The organism is Psychroflexus sp. ALD_RP9 (genome assembly GCF_017311165.1).
In the GTDB taxonomy this organism is placed as follows: Bacteria; Bacteroidota; Bacteroidia; order Flavobacteriales; family Flavobacteriaceae; genus Psychroflexus.
Map to the genome: position 1 here is coordinate 2522592 of NZ_CP062973.1, position 25888 is coordinate 2548479.

General features: G+C 32.1%; 20 protein-coding genes. 6 read left to right on the top strand and 14 right to left on the bottom strand.

Going from position 1 to position 25888, the window contains the following annotated elements; genetic code table 11:
* Nucleotides 1-43: 43 nt before the first annotated feature.
* Nucleotides 44-1219 (top strand): acetyl-CoA C-acyltransferase, encoded by a 1176-nt coding sequence (locus IMZ30_RS11845; RefSeq protein ID WP_207038499.1) that lies wholly within the window; start codon nucleotides 44-46, stop codon nucleotides 1217-1219.
* 15 nt (nucleotides 1220-1234) lie between these two features.
* Nucleotides 1235-1990, top strand: coding sequence for a C40 family peptidase (locus IMZ30_RS11850; protein WP_207038500.1), 756 nt, complete (start codon nucleotides 1235-1237; stop codon nucleotides 1988-1990).
* 2 nt (nucleotides 1991-1992) lie between these two features.
* Here the strand turns inward: IMZ30_RS11850 and IMZ30_RS11855 are convergent, their stop codons facing one another.
* Nucleotides 1993-5703 carry a metallophosphoesterase gene (locus IMZ30_RS11855; RefSeq protein ID WP_207038501.1) on the bottom strand — a complete coding sequence of 1237 codons (3711 nt, stop codon included), beginning with the start codon at nucleotides 5701-5703 and terminating at the stop codon, nucleotides 1993-1995.
* 82 nt (nucleotides 5704-5785) lie between these two features.
* Between IMZ30_RS11855 and IMZ30_RS11860 the strand changes: the two genes are divergently transcribed.
* Entirely contained in the window at nucleotides 5786-6970 is a 1185-nt protein-coding gene (locus IMZ30_RS11860) for a Pycsar system effector family protein (protein ID WP_207038502.1), read from the top strand.
* On the opposite strand, the gene IMZ30_RS11865 is transcribed toward IMZ30_RS11860, so the two are convergent.
* On the bottom strand, nucleotides 6959-9322 hold the full coding sequence (locus IMZ30_RS11865; RefSeq protein ID WP_207038503.1) for a GAF domain-containing protein: 2364 nt from the start codon (nucleotides 9320-9322) through the stop codon (nucleotides 6959-6961). The two genes, IMZ30_RS11860 and IMZ30_RS11865, sit on opposite strands and share 12 nt — an antisense overlap.
* A 114-nt stretch (nucleotides 9323-9436) precedes the next feature.
* Between IMZ30_RS11865 and IMZ30_RS11870 the strand changes: the two genes are divergently transcribed.
* The gene (locus IMZ30_RS11870) at nucleotides 9437-10561 is read left to right on the top strand and encodes a TlpA disulfide reductase family protein (RefSeq protein ID WP_207038504.1); all 1125 of its coding nucleotides are present in this window, start codon (nucleotides 9437-9439) and stop codon (nucleotides 10559-10561) included.
* 94 nt (nucleotides 10562-10655) lie between these two features.
* On the opposite strand, the gene IMZ30_RS11875 is transcribed toward IMZ30_RS11870, so the two are convergent.
* Nucleotides 10656-11303: a rhomboid family intramembrane serine protease gene (locus tag IMZ30_RS11875; RefSeq protein ID WP_207038505.1), complete on the bottom strand. Its 648-nt coding sequence runs from the start codon at nucleotides 11301-11303 to the stop codon at nucleotides 10656-10658.
* A 50-nt stretch (nucleotides 11304-11353) separates the two neighbouring features.
* On the opposite strand from IMZ30_RS11875, the gene IMZ30_RS11880 reads away from it, so the two are divergent.
* Nucleotides 11354-12226: a lysophospholipid acyltransferase family protein gene (locus tag IMZ30_RS11880; protein WP_207038506.1), complete on the top strand. Its 873-nt coding sequence runs from the start codon at nucleotides 11354-11356 to the stop codon at nucleotides 12224-12226.
* A gap of 13 nt (nucleotides 12227-12239) precedes the next feature.
* Here IMZ30_RS11880 and glmM read toward each other — a convergent pair whose 3' ends face one another.
* On the bottom strand, nucleotides 12240-13628 hold the full coding sequence (glmM, locus tag IMZ30_RS11885) for a phosphoglucosamine mutase (protein WP_207038507.1): 1389 nt from the start codon (nucleotides 13626-13628) through the stop codon (nucleotides 12240-12242).
* 88 nt (nucleotides 13629-13716) lie between these two features.
* On the opposite strand from glmM, the gene IMZ30_RS11890 reads away from it, so the two are divergent.
* Entirely contained in the window at nucleotides 13717-14304 is a 588-nt protein-coding gene (locus IMZ30_RS11890; protein ID WP_207038508.1) for an ACP phosphodiesterase, read from the top strand.
* Here IMZ30_RS11890 and IMZ30_RS11895 read toward each other — a convergent pair.
* The 10 genes from IMZ30_RS11895 to rsgA all read right to left on the bottom strand — a co-directional run bounded on the left by IMZ30_RS11895 (nucleotide 14301) and on the right by rsgA (nucleotide 25887).
* Nucleotides 14301-15062: an MBL fold metallo-hydrolase gene (locus IMZ30_RS11895; protein WP_207038509.1), complete on the bottom strand. Its 762-nt coding sequence runs from the start codon at nucleotides 15060-15062 to the stop codon at nucleotides 14301-14303. The genes IMZ30_RS11890 and IMZ30_RS11895 overlap by 4 nt on opposite strands.
* 59 nt (nucleotides 15063-15121) lie before the next feature.
* Nucleotides 15122-17395 carry a T9SS type A sorting domain-containing protein gene (locus IMZ30_RS11900; protein ID WP_207038510.1) on the bottom strand — a complete coding sequence of 758 codons (2274 nt, stop codon included), beginning with the start codon at nucleotides 17393-17395 and terminating at the stop codon, nucleotides 15122-15124.
* Between the two features lie 105 nt (nucleotides 17396-17500).
* On the bottom strand, nucleotides 17501-18550 hold the full coding sequence (gene queA, locus IMZ30_RS11905; protein WP_207038511.1) for a tRNA preQ1(34) S-adenosylmethionine ribosyltransferase-isomerase QueA: 1050 nt from the start codon (nucleotides 18548-18550) through the stop codon (nucleotides 17501-17503).
* 81 nt (nucleotides 18551-18631) lie between these two features.
* On the bottom strand, nucleotides 18632-19879 hold the full coding sequence (gene aroA, locus IMZ30_RS11910; protein WP_317194396.1) for a 3-phosphoshikimate 1-carboxyvinyltransferase: 1248 nt from the start codon (nucleotides 19877-19879) through the stop codon (nucleotides 18632-18634).
* On the bottom strand, nucleotides 19872-20132 hold the full coding sequence (locus IMZ30_RS11915) for a hypothetical protein (protein ID WP_207038512.1): 261 nt from the start codon (nucleotides 20130-20132) through the stop codon (nucleotides 19872-19874). The genes aroA and IMZ30_RS11915 overlap by 8 nt, the downstream gene beginning before the upstream one ends.
* A gap of 3 nt (nucleotides 20133-20135) precedes the next feature.
* Entirely contained in the window at nucleotides 20136-20462 is a 327-nt protein-coding gene (locus IMZ30_RS11920) for a nucleotide pyrophosphohydrolase (protein WP_207038513.1), read from the bottom strand.
* Nucleotides 20463-20535: 73 nt separating this feature from the next.
* Nucleotides 20536-22533 carry a DUF3857 domain-containing protein gene (locus IMZ30_RS11925; RefSeq protein ID WP_207038514.1) on the bottom strand — a complete coding sequence of 666 codons (1998 nt, stop codon included), beginning with the start codon at nucleotides 22531-22533 and terminating at the stop codon, nucleotides 20536-20538.
* Between the two features lie 10 nt (nucleotides 22534-22543).
* Nucleotides 22544-24430 carry a DUF3857 domain-containing protein gene (locus IMZ30_RS11930; RefSeq protein WP_207038515.1) on the bottom strand — a complete coding sequence of 629 codons (1887 nt, stop codon included), beginning with the start codon at nucleotides 24428-24430 and terminating at the stop codon, nucleotides 22544-22546.
* Nucleotides 24431-24488: 58 nt separating this feature from the next.
* Nucleotides 24489-24932 carry a D-aminoacyl-tRNA deacylase gene (gene dtd, locus IMZ30_RS11935; RefSeq protein ID WP_207038516.1) on the bottom strand — a complete coding sequence of 148 codons (444 nt, stop codon included), beginning with the start codon at nucleotides 24930-24932 and terminating at the stop codon, nucleotides 24489-24491.
* A gap of 1 nt (nucleotide 24933) precedes the next feature.
* Entirely contained in the window at nucleotides 24934-25887 is a 954-nt protein-coding gene (gene rsgA / locus IMZ30_RS11940) for a ribosome small subunit-dependent GTPase A (protein ID WP_207038517.1), read from the bottom strand.
* Between the last annotated feature and the right edge of the window lies 1 nt (nucleotide 25888).

A 25888-nucleotide genomic window follows, 5' to 3' on the forward strand; every position in this document is an offset into this window, starting at 1 on the left:
TTTTAAAAATCATTATTTTAGCGCCAATCAAAAAAAATAGAACATGAGTAAAGAAGTTGTTATTGTAAGTGCAGCTAGAACGCCAATAGGTAGTTTTCTAGGAAGTTTATCAAGTATTCCAGCTACAAAACTTGGCGCCATAGCTATTAAAGGTGCTTTAGATAAAATCAATTTAAAACCAGAACTTGTTCAAGAAGTTTTGATGGGTAATGTAGTACAAGCTAATAATGGTCAGGCACCAGCTCGACAAGCCGCATTAGGTGCTGGAATTCCAGATTCTGTACCATGTACAACTGTTAATAAAGTTTGCGCAAGTGGCATGAAAACTGTTATGCAAGCAGCTCAAAGTATTGCATTAGGAGATGCTGAAATTATTGTTGCTGGCGGAATGGAAAGCATGAGCCAAATACCACATTACTTACACCTAAGAAAAGGGCAAAAATTTGGCCCTACACAAATGGTTGATGGAATGCAAAAGGACGGTTTAGTTGATGCCTACAATCAAGAAGCCATGGGAACTTGTGCCGATTTATGTGCAACTGAACATAACTTTAGCCGAGAAGACCAAGACGAATTTGCTATAGAATCTTACAAGCGTAGCGCCAAAGCTTGGGAAGAAGGTAAATTTGATAATGAAGTGGTTCCAGTTGAAGTTCCTCAACGTCGTGGTGAACCAATCCTTGTTAGTAGAGATGAAGAGTTTGAAAATATTAAGCTTGATAAAATACCTAAACTTAGACCTGCCTTTTCTAAAGATGGAACAGCAACAGCAGCCAACTCCTCTACAATAAACGATGGCGCAGGTGCTATGGTATTAATGAGTCGTGAAAAAGCTGAAGAACTTGGTCTTGAAATTTTAGCTACTGTAGCCGCTTATGCAGATGCTGCACAAGAACCAAAATGGTTTACGACTGCTCCAGCAAAGGCTTTACCGCTTGCGCTTGACAAAGCTAATGTATCAATTAAAGATGTTGATTATTTTGAGTTTAATGAAGCCTTTTCGGTTGTTGGTTTAGCTAACATGAAAATTTTAGGACTTAGCAATAAAAATGTAAATGTTAACGGCGGTGCTGTTTCATTAGGTCACCCATTAGGCTGTTCAGGTGTTAGAATTTTAATTACTCTACTTAACGTTTTACAACAAAACGATGCTAAAGTTGGTGCTGCAGCCATTTGTAATGGTGGTGGTGGTGCATCAGCAATGGTGCTTAAACGATAATTTAAACTTTAATCAATGCAATACGGACTTTGCCACCTAAGTCTTGTTCCCGTAAGACTTGAGCCTTCTGACGCTTCTGAACTTGTAACCCAATTGCTTTATGGTGATTGTTTCAAAATTATAGATGAACGCAAAAAATGGTATAAAATTCGTATTGCATTTGATTTATATGAAGGTTGGATAGATAAAAAACAAGCTGAATTAATTTCAGAAGATATTTATCATCAGTTTTCAACACAACAACTTCATACAGCTGATTTGGTGGATGTTATCACTCTACCATCTCGACAAGCTTTAAGTATTTGTTTAGGCTCTAATGTAGCTGTGTCTAAATACTTAAAACATCAATTTGATGGCCAAACTATCACAAATTCTAAAAGCAATAGAAATAAAATTACAGAAACAGCATTAATGTATCTTAATGCACCTTATTTATGGGGTGGAAAATCTCCTTTTGGGATTGATTGTAGCGGATTTACGCAAATGGTCTATAAAATTAATCAACACCAATTGTATAGAGATGCATCTCAACAAGCTCAACAAGGTGAAACCTTATCTTTTATTGAAGAATCTCAACCAGGAGATTTGGCTTTTTTCGACAATCAAGAAGGCCATATTATTCATGTTGGTATAATTTTAGGCGACAATTACATTATCCATGCACATGGTCAGGTTCGGATAGATCGGCTAGACCATACAGGCATTTTTAATACCGATGCACGGCAATATTCGCATCAACTTCGCGTGATTAAAAATTTATTGGGTGATTAGCTTTAAAAATCGGTTGTAAAACCAAAGGTAAATAAAAAGCCATCATTACTGTGAAACACATTAACCTGACCGGTTAATAAATTAGCCATATTAAGCCAAAAACCACCGCCATAAGAATTATGCCATTGGTTTGAAGTAACATCATCTAACCACACGCGACCAAGATCAAAGCCTCCAAAAACACCTATTTGTAAGGGCACAATTTTAGTGCTAAATTGATTAAACCCATAACGTAAATCAATACTTGAGGCCAAAGCATTTTTCCCCGTAAAGCGATCTCGACGAAAACCTCTTAATCCAGTATTGGTTCCTAATTGTGCCGCTTGAAAAAATTCATATTCGTCGCCAAATCTAATTTGTGATTGCACTTGTGTTTTAAGAACCCATTTTTTATTAATTGATAATGGATTAAAAAATACAACCGATGGGTTTAAGCTTGCAAAATTGCGTGTTGTATTGTGTAAACTATTGGTAAACGCTGCTTTTAAGTTAAATCGCATTCCTTTAGATGGGTTTAATTTATCATCAAAACTTTCATATTCATAATTGGCTTGAAGTGATAAATAATTTTTATTTTCAAAAAAAGCTGGGTTATTTTCAGAAAGCTCATCGCCTACTTCATCTATAAAACGATTTTCAGTTCTATTAACTTCAATCGCATCATACGCTAAACCATATTCAAATAAACTACCGTATTTGGTGTCTTTTCTAAAGCCAACATCAAAAGATAAATCTCTGATCCGAACTCGGTTGTAATCTCGACCCAATTGGTCATCGAAATTTGGTGTGTTATTTCCGAAGCCATAGAAGTTTCGAGCATAGCTTGGGTCTGTATAGCTTATGCGAGCAAAGGCGCTATAATCTCCTATAATATCTGCGTGTTCAAACTCGTAGGAAACATTATAGCTAGAAGTATCAAAATAATAACCGAAATTAAGATGATGTTTTCTTGTAAAATCTTTACCTATAAAACCTTTATGCCCCAAACTCACTGCACCACCAATCAAGAAACCATCGTCTGGATTAAAGCCAAACCTTGGCAAAACTAAAGATGTACTTCTTACAGTACGTTTGCGTAAAAATGTATTTTCTTCATAATCATCGGTTAAATGGGTTTTTACTTTTTTTGCTTTAATTGTGTTCTCAAGTGATTTAAAATCGTGAATTACAATTTGAGGTTGCTGCTGTGCATGATACACATCATTCCCATAGCCACCGATTAAACGTATTTTTAGCTTAGACTTGTTTAGACCAGTTACCGTAAAAATATCATCATCACTTAAACCATAAACCCAAACTTCTTTTGTTAACTTATCTGAATAAGTGTTGTCTGCTATTAAATTTTCACGTTCTCCGCCTTTATTGCGATACATTTTGATGTTAACTGTATTATTGGGGTTGAAATGAACATCTATAAAATCATCTTTATTGGTTGAAAATAAAACCATGTACTTGGCAATAACATCGTAATATTCAGCGATGAGTTGGTCTAAATTTTCTTTACGTTGCTTTACAACTGAAATAAGTTTATTGAAGTTTTCATCTTTAACTTCATCTGGTAAATGTGAAAAAGCACGATTGATGATGCTATCACTGAGTTGAAGTTGAATTTCTTTAGCTGCTTTTAGCCAATCATCTTTTCCACTAAAACGCATTAAATTTCTGTCTTGACTGTGTGTGTTGTAGCTGTACCAATTAATATGTTCAATATCACTTCCATATTCTTGATAAATTTTCGGGAAACTTGAAACTGCTCTCAGTAAATTTAAAAAGCCGCCATCAAAATTTGAAAAAACTTGGTCACGATCACGTGGAATAGCCCTGAATATGTGTTGATCATCTCCGTTGATGTTTTCAAATTCAGCCCAACGCCACTGATCGCCATGGCGGTCAAAATCACCTATCAAAATATCAAAAACGCGTGACTTGATATAGTGCTGCTCGTCTAATTGATATTTTTCGTCGCGTTTTAAACGCTCATACATATCGGCGGTGCTTACAATATCATGATTAGGATTACCAAAAATATTTTGATTGATCCAGTGTTCTTCTGGGCGTTCTTCTATCATATAAATAGAATTGCCATGAGATTGATTGTATTTTCCAAGCGCTTTTTGTTTTGGTATATAAAACAACTCTGGATTGGTGTGGTAAACGCCAACAGCTTCGGCCATTTCGGGAATAGCTAAAAAACCAAATGGATGTGAAGCCGTCATAAAATCATCTAAAAGACTTTCAATTACTGTATTGTTAAACTCATCTTGTAAATATTCGTCTTGGTAAACATTGGTTTGTAATAATCTAACGGCATCTTTTTTAAGTTCTCGAATATTATATTCACGCCCTAAACTATCATTAAGTCGTAATGAATTGGTTTGATTACCACCACCAAGCCGCATTGGTGATAAACCACCATACAAAGTGTCTAATTTTACTGATTTAAGCTGAATTGGCGTGGTATACATTTTACGATAATGTTCGCCCCAAACGGCTTTTGTTGTTGCATTGTTTTTAAAATTGATGTCATCATAAATTGTTGCTGTAACATATTTGCTATTATTATCTGTAAAATTAACAGAGGTGTTTAAGTAATGAGGTTTGTGAATTTGAGTACTGTAAATTAAATGCGGATTTGAGTCTTTTGCTTGATAAAACTTGACCTGAGAGGATTGATCTTTATAAATATCTAAAACGGCAAAACCTTGACCAGGATAAGCAAATTTTGAATTTAGACCTAATTTTACATATGAAAATTTAGAGCCAGAACCACTTACAATTTGTTTTAAGCGACCATTTTCTATATACTGTAAACTGTGTTCGTGTCCAGAAGTAAAAATAACATTTCCCCATTTATTAGCTCGAGCTTCAAGTTGTTTTACCAAGCTTTGGTATTGTTGGTTTTGGATATCTTGTTTAGAAACACCGCCAGTTGCTCTTATTAAATTAGCTAGTGAAGCTAAACCCGGCAAAGGTATTTTTTTAGAAGATGGATAAAGATGCTTTGTAAATTCAAATTGACCACCATGAATCCCATTAGAATATAATGGATGATGCAAGCTTACAATAACGGTTTTGTTTTGATTTTTTTTAATTTCGGTATCAAACTCTTCTATAAACTGCTTGCGCGTTTTTATTTCTTCGCAAGATTTGTTGATTTTAGGATGTTGATCCCAATCTTCTAAAAACCACTGTGAGTCAAGAGTAATTAAATAAACCTTATCACTTAAATCTTGACCAGATATCCCGCAACCAGCCTTTGGTAACCAAGAGATTTTCTTATCAGAGAAGACTTCAACTAGATTTTGTTGCTCTTTTACGCCTTTTAGCTTGTTTCTCCAATCGTGATTGCCAGGAATCATAATCACAGATCCTTTAAAATTAGCGTAAACCTTGAGCTGTGCTTCAAGTCGAGCCTCTGCTTCTACTCTATCTTGACTTGTTTCAGGCGGCATTCCGCTAGGATAAACATTATCACCTAAAACAACTAAATAATCGTTTATGGTAGATTCTTTTTTAATAAGTTCATTTAAAGCTAAAAGTCCATCTGATGTATTTCCAGCCGGTGAATAACCTGTATCACCAATAAGGTAAATTCTACTCGATAACTGAGACTTCGGTTTAAACAGATTTGAAGTAGATTTTTCAGCGATTTTAACATTATAATTGGCACAGCTTAAACAAAATAAACAAATTAAGAAGTAAACTTTTTTCATGTACTAAAATTAAGTTACTAAAGTAGAAAGTTTTGCAGTAAATCGCTTAAATTTTATACTTTTATAACAACAAAATGCCATCATGAGCCTCATAAAACAAGCAGAACTATTTGCAAGTGAATTATTATCTAAAGAATTATCTTCAGATTTTATGTATCATAACATTAACCACACCAAACGCGTGGTTGAACATGCTAAAGAAATTTTAGAGCATTCTGAGCAAGTTGATCATAACACCAAAGAAGTTGTTTTAATAACAGCCTGGTTGCATGACCTGGGTTACACGGTTTCTAAAGATCATCACGAAGATGAAAGTATTAAGATTGCAACTAACTTTTTAAAGCAAATTAATGCTAACCCGAGTTTAATTAATGAAGTTTCTGCTTGTATCAAGGCGACTAAAATTGAAGCTGTACCACAATCTTTCAGTGAAAAAGTGATTAAAGATGCTGACTGTGCTCATTTTGCTTCTGAAGATTTTAACCAATATTCTGAATTACTTCGGCAAGAACTTCAGCTTTTAGGTAAATGTGACCACAATGTTGATGAATGGCGACAAATTAATATTGAAGTTTTATCGAAAAAACATCAATTTTATACCACATATGCGATTTCAAATTGGGCTCAAAAGAAAGAAGACAACTTAATGAGCTTGATTAAGAAGCAAAATAAGACTGAAAAGAAGCTAAAAAAAGAAAAACTCAAGGCTAAGTATAAAGCCAAATACAAAAATGAAAATCCTGAACGTAGCATTCAAACCTTGTTTCGGGTAACATTAAGAAATCACATTAAATTAAGTGATATTGCCGATACAAAAGCTAATATTTTACTATCAGTTAACGCTATTATTATATCTTTAGCCTTATCTAATATCATTCCGAAATTAGATAATCCTTCTAATCAACATTTAATGATTCCGACTTTAGTTTTAGTTGTATTTAGTGTTGCCTCGATTATTTTATCGATTATGTCTACTAAACCTAATGTAACCTCAGGTAAATTTTCTCGAGAAGATGTTAAAAATCGGAAGGTAAATATTTTATTTTTTGGTAATTTTCATAAAATGAAGTTTGAAGATTATCATTGGGGTATTAATGAAATAATTGATGATAAAGATTATGTATATGAAGCCCTTACCAAAGATTTGTATTATCTAGGTGTTGTGTTAGAACGCAAGTATCGATTGCTAAGAATAACTTATATTGTTTTTTTAATTGGTATTATTGCTTCAGTGATTAGTTTTATTATAGCATTTTCAATGATGTAATATTTCAATTAAATCTTTATAAGTAATACGTTTTTCTTGATTAAATTTATACATGACATCTACCCGAATGGCTTTTAAACCTGATACACCTTGCACTTTTTCCAACTCAAATTCTTCGACTTTGTCTCCTAATATTTGCTTATTTTGTAAATAACCGATGTATTTTTTATACTCATGTTTAATGACGTCATCAGTATAAATAATAGCAATTTTACCTTTTTGTGTTATACGCTCTTGGGTATCTTTTATTAAAGCCTTATCAATACGTTTTTTTATCACTTCATAGCGTGCATTATAGGTGCCATCAACATCAAATTTCTTTTCATCCATTCGATATCTAATCGATAAGGTAGAATTAAAAGCTAAAATTAATGAAGCAGCATTAAGCTTTATTTCAGCATACTGTTGCAAATCATAAAAGGTATTTTCGAGCTTACATAATGCCTCAAGTTGCCATAAGCGTAAATTTTGAAGTAAAACTAAATTAAATTTTTTGTGCTTCGTAATGCTTTGCCCAATGTATAAGTTATGCTCAACACCATCGGTTTTGTAGCGCTCGAAATAATGAGGATAAATAACTTGAGCTTCTTCTTGAAGCTGGTCGAGTTGGTCTGCTAGTTTTTCATTTGTTTTTTGAACGATATCATCATAAGCATCTCGATGACTATAATTTAAAATTTGATCTTGTTTTAAAGCTGATTGATAGTCGTCAAGATTTGATTTTAATTGAGGTAATTCATCTGAAATATGACTTAAAACTGGATTTAATTCTCTTTGTATTAAGCGCTTTATGTTCTGCTCTAAATCTGCTGTAAAATTAACTTCTAATAGCGATAAAAACTGTTTTATTCTAAAAATTGAGTGTTCGTAAATTGATAAGGGTTTTAGTTTTATGGCCTTATTAAAAATATTTCGAAGAACCTTTAACTGTTCGCTAAGGTCTAACACAATTGCTTTATTACGCTCTTCAGAAGAAGCTACAATATCTATTTGACCATATAATGGATAAATATCTTCAAACACGATTGGCTTGAAGTGATGAGCCTTATTTTTATTTTCAGCGTCAATAAACTTACTGGCTTCTTCTTCAAATCGCCATTCTACACTTTTATGAATTGATGTATATTTACTTTGAATAACGGCTTTCATACGGTTTTGCGCTTCAATCTGATTACGCTCTGCAGCCGCATAAATATAAGGTAAAACATCATTAAGCTTTATGGCATTGATTTGATTTAGCTGATTTTTCTGCTTAGCAACAATTTCTAAAACACCTATTAAGTGGCCATTTTTAGCAACTGGCGCTAAAATACATGAATGAAATTGATGTTTTAATAAGTTTTTTGAAAGCTGATTGTTATTTGTGTTTTTAGCATAAGTCTCAACATCTGAAATACAAAAATATTCGTTGTCGTTAACAAGGGTTTTTAGGGTGCCTTGGCACACAGAGCTGTTACAATCACTGGTCACAATATCACCCAAAATATAACTGTGTATGTCTTTACTCTTTAAAATTTCAAATGCTTTTTGGTCATGATTATATAGAGTAAAACCGAACTCTAAATCTTGTATCTTAAAGATATTCCTGAAAACGCTAGTTAATTGTTCTGGGATAAGTTTATCGGTACCTAAGTTTTTATTAATCAAAATTGACTTAAGCTTAGATATTTGCTCATCAACTGTAATGTCGGTTAAGTTGAGTAAAGTGAAGCCTTTAAACTTCCAACTATTTTTAGGAAAAAAGGTTTTCCAAAGTTCAATATCATCAGGCTTTGAAATCAGCAAATCAACAATTTCATCTGATAAATCTATTGCAAGTTCCGTGGGTTCAATTTCAACAAAATCGGCATTTATAAATAAGCGGTAAGTTTTAACAACGCCATTTTTATTGGGAATATCGTAGTAAATTGGCCTAAAAAAGTCAATTTTATAACCATAATAATTATTTAAAATAATTACACAAGCATATAAATAATCGTATTCATGATTAAAATCTCTTGGCTCAAATTTAAAGTCAGGGCCAGCATCTTCTAATATTTCAGCAAAACGCTCAGATTGATTAAAAATGAATGTTTTAAAAGGAATTGATGCTGCTTTGATTTCATTTGAAGATAACATGTTAGGAAAAATATCGTCTAACATAATTTTAATCGAATCTTTATGATTCTCGATTTCAGCTTCTGTTGTTAGGCCTTCAGTTAATTTGGGGTTGTTTTCTGCATATTCTAAAATGGACTTTATGTAGGCTTTAGAAATAGAATTTTGCTCTGTTTTTAATCGCTCTTCGTAAAGAGCAACCACTTTTTCAAAACTAACTGATATGGTAAAAGGATAATCGTAATTTTGTTTCATAAAGCAAAATTAATTAAATTAATGTGAGTAGATTCTTTTTAAATATCAATTAACATCGCCTTAAAATGTTAGGGTATTACATTTAGAACTGTAAATTTGTAAAAAAAATATACAATGCATAAACTATTTTATTTAGCCGCTTTTTCATTCTTAATTATCAGTTGCCAACAAAAATCTGGTGTTGACATTAAAGGCCAAGCCGATTTTTTAGATAATAATACTGAAATTTATCTTTCTAAATTGGGCAACCTTCAAAACATTGAGCCTGTAGATACTTTAATTGTAGAAAATAAGCAATTTAGTGGCTCATTACCTGAGGCAAATCCTGAAGATGTTTATATAATGATGGTTGATGGTGTGAGAGGTCAAAACCTTGTATTTATTAATGAAAATCAACCTATAAACATCAATTTAGCCGAAAGTAATTTACGTGAATCTGAAGTTAAAGCTGGTGAAAGTAACCAATTAATGCAGGATTACTTAAAAGCTCAAATTGAATTTGGAAAAGAGTTCTCTCAATTAAACAAAACTATTATTCAGGCGAGAAACAATAAAAATCGAGCAAAATTCGATTCGATAAGAGTTGAAATTGATAACCGAAAAACTGAAAATATTGAGTATAGAAGTAATTTAGTAGATAAAAATCCTAACTCTATTGTAAGTTTATTAATTATAAGCGATTTATTTAATCAGAAATCTTTGCCAACTTCAGAGGTAAAATCAAAATTTGAGTCAATTGATCCAGAACTTAGAAATACTGAATTTGGTAAAACATTAAATAAAAAAATAGCTGCAGTTAATGCGACAGATATTGGCTCAGTGGCTCCTAAATTTGAAGGCCCAACACCAAATGGTGATATTTTAAGCCTTGATGAAGCACTTGGTAAAGTAACGCTAGTAGATTTCTGGGCTTCTTGGTGCAAGCCTTGCCGTATTGAAAACCCAAACATTGTTTCTGTCTATCAAGATTATAAAGATCAAGGTTTTAAAGTATTAGGTGTTTCGCTAGACAAGCCTAACCAAAAAGACCGTTGGTTGAAAGCAATTAAAGATGATAATTTAACTTGGAATCATGTCTCAAACCTACAATACTGGGAAGAGCCAATTGCTAGATTATATGGAATAAGTTCTATACCAGCTGCTTTTTTACTTGATGAAGATGGTCGAATTATAGCTAAAAACTTAAGAGGACAAGCTTTAAGAAATAAAGTTGATGAACTCTTAAATGAAGAAGAATAACAAAATTTAAAAACTCAATTTAAACTTTATATTAAAAACCGCTAAATTGATCTTAGCGGTTTTTTTTGGTTAGATAAGAAGCATTATTAAAAACTTACACTTTCTTCAAATATTTTAGAACAAATAAAATTATAATAGGAATAGCCAATAATACCACCATGTATAAGTTAGTACTTAAAACCTTAGGATTTAAAATAATTCCTAGTATAAATCCGCCCATAGCTCCACCGAAATGAGCATCATGACCAATATTATCGCGTTTAGCACGCATTCCCCAAATTGAGTATAATAGGTAACCTATGCCAAACACATATGCCGGCATTGGAATGAAAAAAAATAAGCCCAACATCATATCTGGTCTAAACAAAATTGATGCATACAGCACGCCAATTACAGCACCACTAGCACCTACCGCGGTATAGTAATTTTCATTTTTATGAAATATATATGAAAGTATATTGCCCAAAATTAAACTTACGATATATATTAGAATAAAACCAAATCGACCTACAAAATAGATAACAGAATCAGCAAAAAAATATAAAGTAAGCATATTCACAAATAAATGCGTATAATCTATATGCAAAAAAGCTGAACTAATCATACGTACATAATCACCCGATTTTATACTTGCAATTTCAAACTTATAACGTTCAAAAAAACCATAGTCATTAAAGCCTTTAATTGAAATTAAAACTGTTCCAATAATAATGGCAAGTGCAGAAATATCTAAATTAAGCATACTTAAATTTTATAGTCAAATATACTTATCTTTGCCCAAAATTTAGCTTAATGCAATTACTCATTTACGTTTTATTATATCCTTTTTTATGGCTTATTTCAAAACTTCCATTTAGATTAATTTACATATTATCAGACATAGTCTATGCTTTAGTTTACAATATTTTTGCTTACCGAAAAAAGGTTGTTATTAAAAACCTTGAGCTTGCGTTTCCAGACAAATCAAAATCTGAGCATGAGCTTATTGCTAAAAAATTCTATAAACATTTATGTGATGTTATTTTTGAGTCTATTAAATCTATTTCAATTACTGAAAAAGAGCTACACAAGCGCTTTATAATCGAAGATACATCGCTTTTTAACGAGCTTGAAAAAAACAATAAAAGTGCCATTTTAATGTTAGCTCATTATGGAAATTGGGAATGGATTTTTATTTTACAAACTATAATTAATCATAAAGGTTATGGTGTTTACAAACGCCTTAAAAACAAATATTTTGATCGTTTGGTAAAAAGCATCAGAGCCAAATACAACACCCAATTAATCACAACAAAAGAAACAATTAACACCTTAAACAAAGTAAATGATAAAGGTGAATTAAGCCTGAGTGGTTTTATTTCTGATCAATCACCCAAAAAAGATAAAGCCTTTCATTGGCAAAAATTCATGGGTATTGAAGTACCAGTTTACACTGGCGCAGAAATGTTAGCAAAAAAACTTGATCATGCGGTTGTATTTTGTAAAATATCAAAATTATGTCGAGGACATTATAGCTGTAGTTTTCAACTCATCACTAAACAACCCAAAACTGTTCCTGATTATCAAATTACTGATCAGTTTTTAGAACTTGTTGAACAACAAATCTACGAAGAGCCTGCCTACTATTTATGGACACACAAACGCTGGAAACACAGGAAACAATAGCTTTAGTTAAGGCTTAATTGTTTGCTATTGTCTTCAACTCTTTTATAAATCTTTGTGCCAACTCATTTGCTTCATTTTGGGTCTTAGCTTCAGTATAAATTCTAATAATAGGTTCTGTATTCGACTTTCTGAGATGAACCCAATTTTCAGAAAAATCTATTTTAACACCATCAATAGTTGATAGCTCATGATCGCTGTAATTTTCAGCTAAGTCATTTAAAATATCATCGACGTTTAAGTCTGCTGTCAACTCTACTTTTTCTTTAGCCATAAAATATTGTGGGTAACTAGCTTTTAATTCTGAAACTTTCATTTTTTTATGCGCTAAATGCGATAAAAATAAAGCAACACCCACCAAACTATCTCTACCGTAATGCAACTCAGGGTCTATAATGCCACCATTACCTTCACCACCTATAACAGCATTAACTGCTTTCATTTTAGCTACCACATTCACTTCACCAACAGCGCTTGCAAAATGTTTACAACCATGAGCTTCTGTTACATCTCTTAGTGCACGAGATGATGACAAATTACTTACCGTCGCCCCTTTTTTATGAGTTAAAACATAATCTGCAACGCTTACAAGTGTGTACTCTTCGCCAAACATTTTACCATTTTCATCCATAAATGCTAACCGATCAACATCAGGGTCTACCGTTAAACCAAAATCTGCATTATGCTTTACTATTGCCTTAGACAAATCGGTTAAGTGTTTTTCTAATGGTTCTGGATTGTGAGGAAAATGACCTGTTGGTTCACAATATAATTCAACCACTTCGACGCCAAGTTGTCTTAACAAAGGTGGAATTGAAATACCACCAGTTGAATTTACAGCATCAACAACAACTTTGAAGTTTGCTTTTTTTACGGCGTCTTGGTCTACTAACTCAAGTTGAAGTACTTCTTCAATATGTAAGTCTATGTAGGCAGAGTTGCGATAGATTTGACCTAAATCATCAACTTCAGCGAAGTTAAAATTACCAGACTTAACAGATTCAATGATTTCTTTTCCTTCATCAGCATTTAAGAACTCACCATTTTTATTAAGCAACTTTAATGCATTCCATTGCTTCGGATTATGACTAGCAGTTAGTATAATTCCGCCATCGGCTTGTTCAAGCTTAACTGCCATTTCTACAGTTGGTGTTGTAGAAAGACCTAAATCAACAATTGAAATTCCCATACCAACCAAGGTTTGCATCACGAGGCCTTGAATCATTTCGCCTGAAATACGAGCATCTCTGCCAATAACTACCTTGTATTGTGATTTTGAACGTTGGTTTTTAAGCCAAGTGCCATAAGCTGCAGCAAAATTAACAGTGTCAATAGGTGTTAAATTATCGTTTTGTGAGCCTCCGATAGTACCTCTAATTCCTGAAATCGATTTAATAAGTGTCATAATGGTTAGATTTTGGGTAAATATACAAGTCCTGTAATTTTAATCCTAACTTAAGCTAAAAGTCGTTTAAAAAATTTAAATTGTCAACATGAATTATTTAGCACATCTTTATTTATCAGGTGATAACCAACAGATATTAATTGGTAACTTTATGGCTGATAGCATTAAAGGTAATCAATATTTAAAATACCCAAAAGGGATACAAAATGGCATTTTACTTCACAGGTTTATAGATAGTTTTACAGATGCGCACTCGCTAATTATTGAGTTAAAACAATTGATGTATGATGATTTACATCACTATAGCGGAGTTGCTATAGATGTGTTATTAGACCATATTTTAGCGAAAAATTGGTCTAATTACTCTAGGATTAAACTAGTAGATTTTGTACAGAGTTGCTACAATATACTTCATGATAATTATGAAATTTTACCTGATAATGTAAAACAATTTTTACCCATTATGATTAAACACGATTGGTTATATAATTACAGAACTATTGAAGGAATTACACTCATTTTAAAACAGATGAACAATCGACTGAAACATGAGGTTGATTTATCAAAATCGGTTTACATCATGCAAAAAAACATTCAATTGTTTGAAAGTCATTTTAACTCTTTTATAGCTGAACTTAATCGGGAAGCTAACCAATTTCAATCTAATATTAATTAAATTTCAATCATTTCTCCATCTTCAGGAACAATTAATTTAACTGATTCTGGTATGCTTTTTAACTCATTTTTGAGTAATATACGTGTTGTTTTACAGTGATCAATCGCATCCATATGTATAGCAATTATATGGGTAGGAAAGTTCAAATCTTGAATAAGTTGCTTAACTTCAGCTGCGTTCATAATAATGTTTTGGTCGTATTTTTCAGGAAATTCCGCTCCGCCAGAATTTATGATGATATAATCTGGTTTTAAATCTTCAATGTTTTGTTTTATATGATCATTATAAATGCTATCACCCACAATATAAATCGAAGGCAAATTACCCGATTTAAAAAATAAACCAGTTACAGAACCCATTTCTTTAAGCAACTCGTCACGACCATGAAATGCTTTTAAAGTTTTAAAATTAATTTGATTCCAGCTAAAATTGACTTCAAAAGGAATTACATTATTAAAGCCTTTATTTTTTATGAAATTAAAATCAACATTCTGTACAAAAAACGGCAGCGATTTATCAATTACTGTCGCAGCTTGATCATCAAAATGATCGATATGTTTATGCGTTAAAAAAACTGCTTCAATATCGTTTAAAATTGAAGGAATAGAACAAGGTAAATCGACTATCGGATTTTTTGATATTGATGCAAATGATTCAAAAGTACAAGTTTTTGAAAACATCGGATCTATCAAAAATACCGAATTATTATAGGTAATTTTTAAGCTTGCGTTTCTAATTAATTGAATTTGATTTATCATAGTTTAAACATAAAAAAACCGCTTCAAATTGAAGCGGTTAAAATTAAAAATGTTAAACCTTATTTTACAATAATTCGCTCAGTCATTTTTTGACCATTTTCAAAATCTAATTGTAACAAGTAAAGACCTTGTGGTAATTGATTAACACTTAACTGATTATTATCGCCATTTTTTACTAACTGACCAGTTACAGAATACATTTTATAAGAATAATTTAAACCTGTTTTGTTCTGAATATTAATAACAGAATTTGATGGATTTGGAAAAATTGAGACTTCTTGTTCTAAATTCGGTTGCTGAGTCGCTAAAGAAGACACCACGCTAAAAGAAGTAGTCTCTGAACTTGTAAAATTACCTCCAGCAAAAATAACTTCATTTTCAGCGGTTACCAACTCGTATGAGCCTTGACCAAAAAAGCAGCAAATACCATCAGAAGCAGAATCATTTATCGTAAAATTATAACACTCATCTTGTTGAACATTTAAACTTATAGAATAATTTTGAGTATCTGCATAAGGTGAATTTGGTCCTGATTGAATTAAATTACCACTCGAATCTCTTAATTCCCAAGTTGTTTCTTCACCATAATCATCTGTTAATAATTCAAAAGTAACAGCTGTGGTTACATAGGATTGTCCAGAGAAGTTATTAACGGTATTAGCATATGTATTATCTGTAGGGTTATTATCAACATTGTTATTAACTGAAGTGATTGCAGCCTGAACCGAAGTTGAACCATTAATATTTAATGTTGGCTGAGTGATAATTACTGTGGCATCCGGTGCTAAATTACCAGTCCAATTTAAATTTACTGGTGTCGCCGAACCGACTTGATAGCTAAAATCAATTGAAGTAATTGTGTTACTACCTACATTTTTAACTTTAAAAATTGGCTCTGCAGTAGTGCCACAAACTTCGCTATCTAATTCATTTACTATTAAACGAGCATCATTTGTAAAAACTTGTGCTGCTGGATATTGGTCAATAATTACTTCGCCTGTATTATTAGGATCTAACCAGTCTTTAAGACGTGTTGATGCTGTATTACCAAAATCCCATGAGACATCAAAACGACCGTAAAAATCATAGGCACCATTATTAGAAGTTCCGTTACAAGCTGCAGCTCCACCAGCTAATTGGCCTACAATTCTACCGTTTTCATCAAACAAAGCAGAGCCTGAAGAGCCTGGTTCGGTTACACCTTGCTCCCATTCATTAATATACCAGACTTCTGTATTTGGTTCAAAATTGAAACTTAATGAGGTTTGAAACGGGCCATTATCATCACGACATATTTTCATAATATCTCCATCAGGATGGTGGATGCCAACAACATAATCAGGCGAATTACCAGAACGATCCCAACCAGCCCAAACTAAATCCCAAGAATCTGGTAAATTAGGCGAAATTTCAAGTAATGCCATATCTGATTTTGCATTACTCGCTCTTAAAGTTGCACCACTAGCAGTTTGATTAAAACTTCCACTTGTTGAGCCTGATGTGGTTGCACAAGAAGGATTTGGACTTATCCAATTAAAACGAAACGCCCAATTTGAAACGCCGCCACCTAAACAGTGATTTGCCGTTAAAAAATATTGCGTGCCGTCATTTGCCGTATTATTAATTAATGTTCCTGTACAAAAGCCAGAACCACCAACAACAGTCATAGCTACAGAACGTTTTAATTCATCTTTAAGGTCGTCAAAATCTGAACCAACGCCACAATCAACATCAATATTACAATCGCCTGAAGTGTTTAAAGCTTTAGCAGATTTAAACTGAGCTGCTGAACGATATCCATGAACTACGGCAGAAATATTTAATAAGCCTTGACCAAGGCTAGATTCGGGTTCAAAATATTCTACAATAACAGTATCTCCATCAACTAACCAAGAACCAAAATTTAGGTCTGCTCTATTTTGAGAACTTGTATAAGCCCCTAAAACATCAGTTTTATCTTCGTTATAAAAATAAAGTGTGGCTCCATCAGGTAGTTTGTACTGATCGAAAAGAAAATTTAGAGTCTTTGCTCCTTCCGAGTGAAATTTAAGTAACCAAAGACGACCGCCAGATTCGAGGTTAAACCACTGCCCAGAATTGTCTAAGCCGTAGCTAACACTAAAATCATAACCGAAACGCCATGGGACATTTCGCTTTTTATCGTTGACTTTGTCTTCGGCTTTAACAGCCTCTAAATCAAAATCTGGCATTGCAATAGTTGGTATCTCGTCTAAATTGATAGACTTCCAACTTTTAGGTTGGCCAGAATTGGTGACTTGAGCAAAGCTTGCACTTGCAAACACAAAAAATAATATAGGTAAAAGTTTACGCATTGTTTAAATTTTTAATTAAATCTTTGCTAATTTAATTTAAACAATTGTAAATAAAAAAAGTCGGTTGTTAAAACCGACTTTTTTATTTTAAAAATGAGAAATAAGTTATAAAATCAACATTGCATCTCCGTAAGAGTAAAACCTATACTTCTCTTTGATGGCTTCTTTGTATGCTTTTTCCATTAAATCGTGACCAGCAAAAGCAGAAATCATCATTAATAATGTTGATTTTGGCATGTGAAAGTTTGTAACCATACAATTGGCAATACTAAAGTCGTAAGGAGGAAAAATAAATTTATTAGTCCAACCATTATATTCATTTAAGCGTTGGTTAGAACTTACAGCACTTTCTATTGTTCGCATTACTGTTGTTCCTACTGCACAAACTCGTTTTTTGTTATCTAAAGCTGTATTAATGGTTTTAGTGGCTTTTTCATCTATCATGATCTCTTCAGAGTCCATTTTATGTTTCGATAAATCTTCAACTTCAACTGGATTAAAAGTTCCTAAACCAATGTGTAAAGTAACTTCAGCAAAATTTATTCCTTTAATTTCAAGACGCTTCATCAAATGTTTTGAAAAATGTAATCCTGCTGTTGGTGCGGCAACTGCTCCTTCTTTTTTAGCATAAATGGTCTGGTAGCGGTCTTCATCTTCTGGTTGAACATCACGTTTGATGTATTTAGGTAAAGGAGTTTCTCCTAAATCATTTAATTTTTTTCTAAAATCTTGGTATGAACCATCATAAAGAAAGCGAAGTGTTCTACCTCGAGAAGTTGTATTGTCAATTACCTCTGCAACTAAACTTTCATCTTCTCCAAAATATAATTTATTCCCAATTCTTATCTTTCGGGCTGGATCTACAAGCACATCCCAAAGACGAGTTTCAGGATTTAATTCTCTTAATAAGAATACCTCAATTCTAGCACCAGTTTTTTCTTTATTACCAAAAAGGCGAGCTGGAAAAACTTTTGTATCGTTGAATATCATTACATCATCTTCATCAAAATACTCGATAAGATCTTTAAACATTTTATGCTCAATCTCTCCAGTTTTACGGTTAACAACCATTAAGCGTGATTCGTCTCTATTTTCAGCTGGAAATTCTGCTAGTAATTCTTCAGGTAATTCAAATTCAAATTGCGATAACTTCATTGTTTAAAGGTATTTATTAAATTTCGCAAATATACAACTTGCGGATAGGCGATGTCAAGTAAAGTGTTGTATTATTTTGAATTATTTTGCAAAATGAGAAGTAATCCCATAATTATTAAGGTCTTCCCAAAAATGAGGATAAGATTTTGAGACTACATCTGGATTTTCAATTTTAAGTATTGTTTTTAAGGCAAGCGGAGCAAAAGCTAAAGCCATTCGGTGGTCGTTATAAGTTTCAATGATTTGATGTGATATTAATTTTTTATTGGGCTGAAGTTTTAAAGTAGAATCTGAAATTTCAACAAGAGCTCCTAATTTCTGAAGCTCAGTTTTGAGTGCTTTTAAACGGTCAGTCTCTTTAATTTTTAAAGTATGTAATCCTCTTAATTCACATTTAATACCTAAACCTAAACAAGTTACTGCTATAGTTTGTGCCAAATCTGGTGTTTTGATTAAATCGATATTGATATCAGAATAAAGCTTACTAAATTTGGTGAGTTTTATGGTTTTAGGGTCTACTTGCTCTGTTTTTACACCAAATTTTTTGTAGATGCTTCGCAAAGCTGCATCGCCCTGAACACTATTTAACTTGAAATTAGTTAGCTTGACCGAGAAACCTTCAACTGAAAGTGCTACTAAGGCATAATGGTATGAAGCTGAACTCCAATCAGATTCAATTTCAATTGAAGTTGTTGCATTTAAATGAGATGAATGAACACATATTTCACTTTGATTAAAATCTACCCTTATTTTCTGCTGCTCCAATAAAGCTTTCGTCATTTCAAGATATGGTCTTGACGTAATATTTCCTTTTAACTTAATGCTTAAGCCTTGAGGAAATTTTGGAGCAATTAACATTAAAGCTGAAATATATTGACTACTAATGTTTGCTTGAATACTAAGTTTGTTTTTGGTTAAATTTTTACCCCTAATTTTTAAAGGTGGATAGCCCTCATGATCTAAATATGAAATATCTGCGCCAAGATTTTTTAAAGCATCTACTAATGGTTTTATGGGACGTTGATGCATGCGTTTACTACCAGATATCACGAACTCTTGTTGATGCATTGTAGCGCAAAGAGCTGTTAGAAAGCGCATTGTGGTTCCTGCATGACCAACATCAATTTTAATAGTTTTAGATTCAGAATCTAACTGTTTTAATGCATTGATTAGGTGCTTGGTATCGTCACTATCTGAAAGATTATGTATGTTTATGCCGCCTAAAACATAATCGAGAATTAAAGCGCGATTAGACTCACTTTTAGAACCTGAAATTTGAATGTTTATCGGAAACTTTAAAGTTGTTGATTTTTCTAAAAAGTTAATCACCTTTTTCCTGTTCTTTTATTTTCCCTTTAAATTTAAAATAAGTAACAATAAAACCGTAAATACTGCCACTTGCTAAGCCACCGATGATTAATTTTAAAAACTCAAAATTTGCAAAACGAGCAGCTTTAAACTTATCAAAATTGAAGTCATATGTTATTACAAAATCTACAATAATATAAACAACACAAAAGCCTATGGCTAAAGTGTAAACTGATTTCCAAAATCCAGGATAATTAATCACTTTTTTAAACATAAACTACTTCAGTTTTTTATTGTTATGATGGCGGTCATGGTCACGTTTGGTTTTAATATCTAGTTTTTTGTCGAATGACTTTTGCAAATCTACACCTGTTTGATTTGCAAGACAAAGCACCACAAATAAAACATCTGCGAGTTCTTCTCCTAAATCTTTTTCTTTATCACTATCTTTCTCGCTTTGCTCACCGTAACGTCTCGCGATAATTCTGGCAACCTCACCAACTTCTTCGGTGAGTTGTGCCATATTGGTTAGTTCGTTAAAATACCTAACACCATGATTTTTAATCCATTCATCAACTACTATTTGAGCATTTTCAATATTCATTACTTAATATTTATAAAATCCAAATCTACTATAATTAGACGAGTTAATTAATTAAATTTTATTGAACATGATATTAAACTTTAGAGAGCACAATTTTTTCGTTTTCTTGGTCGACTATTGTTTGATAAAGTTCTTTAAGACTTTCGTAATACTCTGAAGGTAAAATACTGGCATTGATATTAAAAATCACTGTTAGTTGTATTTTAGTACCGCTAGCCATCACTAAATATTGATATGTACCTATTTGATTTGGAAGACCAATAACTTTTTTTTCAGGCACATAATCTATGGTATAGCCATCAGGAATTGAAATATTAAAAGTTTGTCTTAATGACCGAGGATAAGTAAAATCAATTGGGTAATTTCTTGTTTTATCTTTAAACGGATTTTCATCAGTTTTAAAAAACAGCATAGGAGTTATATATATTTTATCACCAATTACATCACTAAAAGAAGCTTTGGTTTTAAACTGATAAGAGCGCATTACAGGTTTTGACAAGTCTTTAATAAACTTATTTGTAAAGTTACTAACTTCTATTCCTTCATAATTTTCTTTAAGAAGTTCTACTTGCTTATCTATGGGCATATTACTTCTAGAATTTCGATAACCTAATGCAAAATTTTCACAAAAAACTTCACGAACTTGGCCCTCTATTTCTCCATTATCTTTTAAAATTCCTGTTAAATTCGTATTAAGTTTTGATGGCGATTTTGGCATCAAATCAAATTGTTCTGAGTGTTCTTCACTGTAAATTATACGCCCTATCCAATTTAAAACCCTTTTTGGTAAAACATTGGGTGCTGAGTAAGGTTCTGTAGCGTCTAAGTGGTAAGTTTTATTATCTATTATAGCCAAACTAGTGACGTAATTAAAACCGCTAATGGTTGGTGAAAACGGAATTCCTTTAGCTATTGTACTACTTACCACTGGATAAGCCTCAATCCCTGCATATTTCAGCATGGCAGTTAACATTAGGTTTATTTCGGCAGAATTTCCTTCCCCGTTTTCATAAATACGCTTTAATTTATCAGTACAAAAAAGTCGATTTTTATTATTCCATTTCATTTTCGATTTTACATGATTGAAAATTAACATTAAGCGGTCTAATTGATTTGGTGTTGAATTAACTAATGCATCAATATCATCTTCAAAGTACTTAGATTTTAGTAATTCTTTGCCAAAATCATCAGATTTCATAATTATTTTAGAAACATCTTTCCAAGTTTGGTTAAAATTTTTTCTTTTTCCTCTTTGCCCTAAGCCTTTTACAGATGCTATTTCATATTTAACCGAAGTTTGATAATTACTAACATTATTAACGAAATTTTCACCTGTAATTTTTGGTACATTTTTAGCAACTATAGATGTAATATTTATCTTAGAAGCTATTTTACCTCTACTTGAGCGACCTGTGCTGTTTCCACTTCTATAGTAAAATTCTCCTTCTTGAATATCTGTATTCGTTTCTAAATTATGTTCTCCTCTAAAATATGGTCTGTATGCTAAATAAGTTGCTGGAGAAATTAAAACAAACTCTGAAAAATCTACAGGAATTTCTTTTTGGAATGTCCACTTTGGTAAAGAAGTTACATGTGGAGATTTAATAGTATAGCTAACCTCTATTATAGATCCCTCTTGAACATTTGGTAGCGCTAATTTTTTAAGGTGCCATAACTCGCTTGGTTCTTCTTCATATATGTTTCTATTTTTTATCTTGTCTCTAGTTATTTTCCCGTTTTTCAAATTGTAGACATAGCCTTTAATGTTAATGACTCTTTCTTCTTCAGCATTAGAGTTTCCTACATAAAAAGGTATCATAATATCAGCTTGATTAAGCCCATCTTTAGTATAAATTTTGATTCTTGATGTTTTATTGAAGGTGTAATTCCATCCATCAGTAAATTCAAATGAAATTTCACCTTGATCAAATAAAACGGCTGCTGAAGCGGTTGAATCTAATGGATGAACAGTTTGCTTTAAATCATTAATAGTGATTTTTTTTAAATCAGTTTGTGCAATAGTTGAAAGGGTTACACAAAATAAAAAAATACAGAAATTTGTAAAACGCATAAGTCTCTTTTTAATTTAATATAATTTTGGTTTGGTCACTTCTTGAAATGTCATCTAAAAATTCTTGGAATTCTTTATAATCTGTTTTTTCAAATTTATTTTTATTGATTTCAACATTTCTATTAACAATAAGGGTATTGTTATCAGTCAATTGAAGTTTTAATTCATATTTTCCGAATTTTGTTTTAATAGAAATGTGATCAGGTAAATCAGAAACTTTATAATTACCTAAATCGTAAACATACTCATCTACATCTTTATAGCCTCGTTCAATTTCAAAAGGATTTGAGCGGTTTTCATAGTCTCTTGCAGAAAATGATTTTTGATTAAAAGGATTTACTTCTAAAATAACATCATTGCCAAATTTTTTGAGATATTTAGTAGCTTTGAGCTTTACATCTTCAGTAAAAATTACTTTGTCTTTATTATTAATGAAATTATAATTTTTAAGGCTTAAACGATTTAAGTTACCCCAATAATTTTTATAATATCTTTCTACAATCCTATCTTCTATCCTCTCTAAACCCGCCTTACGATCATACTGAGTGCCATATGAGTTAATTTTAATTTCAGCATACATATCAAGACCATCAAAACTTATTTTTGCTGTCGAGTTTTGAAGGTTATAGTCATTTAAATATGCTGGCGTTTGTACAATTTGCCCACCGGTTTCGCTAATCGCTAAAACTTTACGATTATCTGTAAAAGTGCCTAAAAAATTGAAGGGTTTAGTTTGGCTGGTACATTCTAACCAATAATCTTCATCTTGATCTTCTACTTGCAAAATGACGTGATTACCTTGCATCGAGAAAAAATCAGGATCAATATCTCGTTGGTTCGATCCTGAATAAACTACACAGTAGTTAGATTCTATACCAACGCTTTTAAGCAAAGCCATTGTATAGTTAGTCAAAGCTTTACAGTCGCCATATTTTTTATCAAAAACATCTTCGGCTGGCATTGGTCTCCAACCGCCAATTCCAAGTTGAACGCTTATGTACCGACTATTATCTTGCATAAAGTTATAAATTAATTTTGCCTTTTCTTTGGTGGTAGTCGCATCTGCAACAAGATTTTTTATTTGTGTTTCTAGCTGTTTGGGAAGTTGGTCATAGCCTTTTAAAAAATTATTGTATTGCCAAATACCAAACTCTTTCCAATTTGTTGCTTCTCCTCTAACACCTTCTAGATTAAACTCATTTAAGCCAAACTTTACTGAAGGAACAAACGACTGAAATGAAGGACTATATTCTTCACTTTCGATAGCAGGCATATCAGTAGCTACAAAATGAAAGTCTGAGATTTGCTGTATAGAAAAACGCTCGAAGTTCTGAGTTTGATAACGCAACTTGATAGGTGTTTTATTTTCAATTTTATAGGTTGATTTTTCTACTGATTGAAAATAACGATCTAAGGGAAAAAATGGCCTTATGAAAGCTGTATTTTCAGTTTCAAGCTTATATTCAAATTTTACCGTTACCGGGTAACTCTTAGGCTTATAATCAAGGTAATACACGCGATTATCTGAATATAATGTACCGTTAGAAACAGCACTTTGATCTTTAAAATCACGTTTTTTATAATGTTCAACTTCTTCACCTACAAGATTATAAACATAAAAATCAAGGTCTTTAATTTTAGTAGCATCATCATAATGAACATAAGCACCAACTTGTTTTAAGCCTGAGTTATTAAAGACCGTAATTATACGAGATAATTTAATGGTCATTTTATCAACGGCCTCTACTGTAACTTCAGTTTTTTCGTTTCTTATTACAGAATTAGCAGATTTTTTTAAAGTGTCTTTAACTGTTAATGCAGAATATATTTCTTGAGTTTGAGCTATTGCAATAGATGAATAAAGTAGGATAAAGCACAACAGATTGATTAACTTCATAATGTAGATTTTTTTCAAAAATATACATTTAGATTTTATTAACAAATAAAACTCAAAGTTAATCTATATCAACTATAATATTTATAGGCCCATCATTTTCTGAGATAACTTTCATGTCTGCGCCAAAGCAACCTGAAGCAATTTTATGCTCATATTCTGTATCTAATTTTTTAACAAAATAATCATATAGTAATTTTGCTTGCTCTGGTTTTGCCGCTAACATAAAATTAGGCCGATTCCCTTTCTTGGTAGAAGCATACAAGGTAAATTGACTAATCACTAAAATTTCACCTTCAACTGATGAAATATTGGCATTAATGGGTTTAGATTCTGATGGGAATAGTCTAATTTTTAAAATTTTATCTATCAGTTTATCAGCTGTAAATGAAGTATCGGTATGAGTAATTCCTAAATAAATTAAATAACCGTTTTGAATTTCACCTACCGTATTTTCGTCTACAATTACTTGAGCTGAATTTACTCTCTGAATAATGGCTCGCATATTATTTTAAATGTTGAAATTGATCCTGACGGTAATTATCGTCTTTAGATTCTAATATTTGCAAATAACTTTGGTATCGCGTAAATTCTATTTTGTCTTCATCTAAGGCTTTTTTAACAGCGCATTTTGGCTCGTCGACGTGTAAACAATTGTTGAATTTACAATCTTGTTTTAACTTAAAAAATTCAGGAAAGTAATTGCTTAACTCGTATTTATCGATATCGACAACACCAAAACCTCTTATTCCTGGTGTGTCTATTATTCTTGAACCAAAATTTAAATCATACATTTCAGCAAAGGTTGTGGTATGTTGCCCTTGTAAATGTTGTTCTGAAATTTCTTTAGTTTTTAAATTCAATCCTGGTTGTAGACTATTGATTAAAGTTGACTTTCCCGTACCACTATGACCAGAAACTAGGCAAGTTTTATCTTTCATTAAAGCTTCAACTTGATCTAAATTTTTACCTGTCAGTGCAGAAATACCAATGCAATGATAACCGATAGAACGATAAACTTCAGCGAGGTATTTCATCTCTCCAAATTCATTCTCCGTTAAAGTGTCAACTTTATTAAATAATAATATTACTGGTATATGATAGGCTTCAGCAGTGACTAAAAATCGGTCTATAAATGTTGTAGATGTTGCGGGATTATTGAAGGTTATCAACAAAAAAGCAACATCTATATTCGAAGCAATAATATGTGTTTGTTTAGAAAGATTAACGGATTTACGAATAATATGGTTTTTCCGTTCATTGATTTTGGTAATCACAGCTGTTTGCTCATCGCTGCTTTCATCAAACTCATAATCAACCAAATCACCTACAGCAACAGGATTGGTACTTTTTAAACCTTTAATTCTAAATTTCCCTTTTAGTCGTGCTTTTATAAATTGTCCGGTTTCAGTTTTTAAATGATACCAACTACCAGTCGATTTATAAACACGTGCTGTCATA